The organism is Allobosea sp. CER48 (assembly GCF_044752385.1).
In the GTDB taxonomy this organism is placed as follows: domain Bacteria; phylum Pseudomonadota; class Alphaproteobacteria; order Rhizobiales; family Beijerinckiaceae; genus Allobosea.
On the sequence record NZ_JBIWYK010000350.1, the window covers coordinates 1 to 3,448 of the forward strand.

4 protein-coding genes are annotated in these 3,448 nt (G+C 67.1%); 1 reads left to right on the plus strand and 3 read right to left on the minus strand.

Translation table 11 applies throughout. The annotated features are described in order from the left end of the window. The coding region (locus ACIPIA_RS12560) for a hypothetical protein (RefSeq protein WP_400510004.1) at positions 1 to 294 on the plus strand (294 nt) is incomplete at its 5' end. Between the two features lie 59 nt (positions 295 to 353). On the opposite strand, the gene ACIPIA_RS12565 is transcribed toward ACIPIA_RS12560, so the two are convergent. From ACIPIA_RS12565 to ACIPIA_RS12575, 3 genes are all read right to left on the minus strand, one after another. After that, on the minus strand, positions 354 to 2,456 hold the full coding sequence (locus tag ACIPIA_RS12565; RefSeq protein WP_400510006.1) for a M3 family metallopeptidase: 2,103 nt from the start codon (positions 2,454 to 2,456) through the stop codon (positions 354 to 356). Between the two features lie 27 nt (positions 2,457 to 2,483). Next, the gene (locus ACIPIA_RS12570) at positions 2,484 to 3,206 is read right to left on the minus strand and encodes an NUDIX hydrolase (RefSeq protein ID WP_400510008.1); all 723 of its coding nucleotides are present in this window, start codon (positions 3,204 to 3,206) and stop codon (positions 2,484 to 2,486) included. Continuing rightward, positions 3,203 to 3,448: PhzF family phenazine biosynthesis protein (locus ACIPIA_RS12575; RefSeq protein ID WP_400510011.1), on the minus strand; the 246-nt coding region annotated here is incomplete at its 5' end. The genes ACIPIA_RS12575 and ACIPIA_RS12570, both read right to left, overlap by 4 nt.

Sequence of the window (3,448 nt, forward strand, 5' to 3'; positions counted from 1 at the left end):
GCCTGCCAGACGCAGACCGCCAGCACGCCCCCTGCCCCGCCACCGGAGCAGGCGGCGCCGGGCGTGACGCCGAGCACGTTCCGCATGCCGACCGGCAGCGGCTGCTCCGGCGAGGTCGAGCGCTTCCAGGCCGTGATCGACAACGACCTCGCCACCGGCCACACCACCAAGGGCGTGCACGACCGGGTCAGCAACGAGATTTCGCGCGCCCGCTCGGCTTGCACGGCCGGAAACGACGCCGGTGCGATCAGCCAGATCCGCGGGACCAAGGCGCGCTTCGGTTATCCGGGCTGAGAAGCCACTGGATCGGCCATCATGGTCGGCGTCGTCCCGACCATGACGGAATATGGCTGTTATGCCGCCAGTCCCCGCTTCTGCAGCAGCGCATCCGGGGTCGGCAGCCTGCCGCGGAAGAGCGTATAGGCCTCGGACGCGTCGCGGGTGTCTCCGGCCGAATAGATGTAGCGCTTGAGCTTCTCCGCCACAGCGGGCGAGAACACGTCGCCCGTCTCGGTGAAGGCGTTGAAGGCGTCGGCATCCATCACTTCGGACCAGAGATAGCTGTAGTATCCGGCCGAATAGCCGTCGCCAGAGAAAACATGGGTGAAGTGCGGCGTCCGGTGCCGCATGATGATCTCGTCGGGCATGCCGAGCCGCGCGAGCTCCGCCGCCTCGAAGGCGAGCGGGTCGATCTCCGCCGGTGCTTCCAGCGAGTGGAAGGCGAGGTCGACCAGCGCCGAGGAGGTGTATTCCACCGTGGCGAAGCCCTGGTTGAAGGTCTGGGCCTTCTCGATCTTCTCGATCAGCGCCTCCGGAATTGGTTCCCCCGTCTCGGCATGGCGGCAATATTCCCGCATCACCTCGCGCGTCAGGAACCAGTGCTCGTAGAGCTGCGAGGGCAGCTCTACGAAATCGCGCGCGACCGCCGTGCCGGCCAGCGAGCCATAGGTCACGTCCGACAGCAGCCCATGCAGCGCGTGGCCGAATTCGTGGAACAGCGTGCGCGCATCGTCGAGCGAGAGCAGCGCGGGCTTGCCTTCGGCCGGCTTCGCGAAATTGCAGACGTTGACGATGATCGGCCGCGTCTCTTCATCGAGCTTGCGCTGGCCGCGGAACGCGCTCATCCAGGCCCCGGAACGCTTCGATGCGCGGGCGAAATAATCTCCCACGAACAGGCCGACATGGCGCCCGGTCGCCGCCTCGGTCACCTCGAAGATGCGCACATCCGGGTGATAGCCGGCGAGCTCGGGCCGCTCCGCGAAGGACAGGCCGAACAGCTTGCCCGCAACGTCGAAGGCCGCCTGCCGGACGCGATCGAGCTGGAGATACTGCTTCAGCACGGCCTCATCGAGCGCATAGGTCTTCTGCCTGACCTTTTCGGCATAGTGGCGCCAGTCCCAGGGCCGGATCGGACCGTTCTCGCCCTCGCTCTGCGCCAGCGCCGCGAGATCGGCGGCTTCGCGCGCCGCCCGCGCCTTGGCCGGCTTCCAGACCAGTTCCAAAAGCCCACGCACATGTTCGGGCGTCTTCGCCATGGCGTCGTCGAGCTTGAAATGCGCGAAGGTCGGATAGCCCAGCAGCTTCGCCTTCTCCGCCCTGAGCTCCACCTTCTCGGCGACGATCGCGCGGTTGTCGCTCTCGCCGCCATTCTCGCCGCGCTTGCTCCAGGCGATGAAGGCCTCCTCGCGCAGGTCGCGGCGGGTGGAGAAGGTCAGGAACGGCTCGATGATCGAGCGCGACAGCGTCACCGCATGCTGGCCGGGCTTGCCGCGATCGGCCGCCGCGCGCGCCATCGCCGCCTTCAGGAATTCCGGCAGGCCGGCGAGCCCTGCCTCGTCCGCGATAAACAGCGCATAGGAAGATTCGTCCTTCAGCACGTTCTGGCTGAACTGCGTGCCGAGCCCCGCCAGCCGCTCGTTGATCGAGGCCAGCCGCTTCTTGTCCTCGGCGCCGAGCTTGGCACCGGATCGGATGAAACCCTTGTAGCTGCGCTCCAGGAGCCGCGCCTGCTCCGCATTCAGGTCGAGCTCCTCGCGCTTGGCGTTGACGGCGTCGACGCGGGCGAACAGCCCCTCATCCATCATGATCGTCGACCAGTGCCGCGAGGTGATCGGCGACATCTCGCGCTCGATCGCCTGCAGCGCCTCGTTGGTGTCGGCTCCCGCCAGGTTGTAGAACACGCCGCCGACGCGGCTGAGAGCATGCCCGGCGCGCTCCAGCGCCTCGATCGTGTTGGCGAAATCGGGCGCGGCCTTGTCCGCGACGATCGCCGCGATCTCGGCCTTGTGCTTGGCGAGCGCCGCATCGAAGGCCGGGCGGATATGCTCCGGCTTGATCGCTGCGAAGGGCGGCAGCCGGAATGGCGTCTCCCAGCGCGAGGCGAAGGGGTTCTCTGCCGGCAGCGCAAGAGCCTCCGGGTAACTGGCTGCGGGATAGGCGGTCGCGGCAGAACTCATCGGGTCACTTTCACGAAGCAGGCAGGATCACTCGCCGTCGAAGATATGTGCGAGATAGCGGCGCATGAAGGGCGGCATGTCGTGGTTTTTCGTCTCGGCGAGATCGCGCACGATCACGATGTCGGAGAGCTCCTCCTCTTCGAGCGTCTTCATCCGCTCCAGCATCAGCGCACGCGCCTCGTCGGCGGGCAGATCGACGCCGACCTCCCGCATGAAGGCCACACGCCCCTGCTCGATCAATGCCGTCCAGCCCTCGCCGACGTTGAGCTCGTCGAGGCGCAAGCCGGTCTCCTCCGAGAGCTCGCGGGTGACGCTGCCGGCCAGGTCGAGCGTACCATCCGCGCGGGCATCCTCGCGGTCCGGTGTGCCTGCGGCGAAGTAGACCCTGCCGGCATTGGCGGTGTGATCGCCCATCTTTCCGCAAAGGAAGGCGCCGTCATTGGCCCGGAGCGCCGCCATCGCGAAGCCGTTGCGAATGACAGGGCCGGGATGGCCCGCATCGCGCCAGGTCATGAACGCGGCATAATCCACTTCGAAATAGCCGGCCTCGAACACGCCGTCGCGGATCGCGGCGCGGTGCTGCAGCATGACGCGGCCGTTGAACATCGCCGGCTTCCCGGCACTGATCTTCGCCCAATGCGCCGCGATCTGCTCGGCATTTTCGCGGGCGAATGCCCAGTCGTAGGGCTCGACTCTGGCATCGACCCGGGACAGCCGGACGATCGTGCCGTTTTCGACGCCGTCGCTCACAGCAGCACGCCCTCGCCGACCACGACCGCCGAACCACCGATCCGCGCCGAGACCAGTGCGCCGCCACGCACGCTCAGTTCGAGCGTCATCTGCGAGGGACGGCCCATTTCGTAGCCCTGCTCGATGACGAGGCGATGGTCGCCGTCCCCAGGGTTATCGAAGGCCATGACCGCGCCGGCGAAAGCCGCCGCCGCCGAGCCCGTCGCCGGATCCTCGAGTATCCCGATATTCGGCGCGAACAT

Bases quoted from the DNA above. Each gene is read 5' to 3' on its own strand.
- ACIPIA_RS12565 (WP_400510006.1), bottom strand. From the start codon at position 2,456: ATGAGTTCTGCCGCGACCGCCTATCCCGCAGCCAGTTACCCGGAGGCT.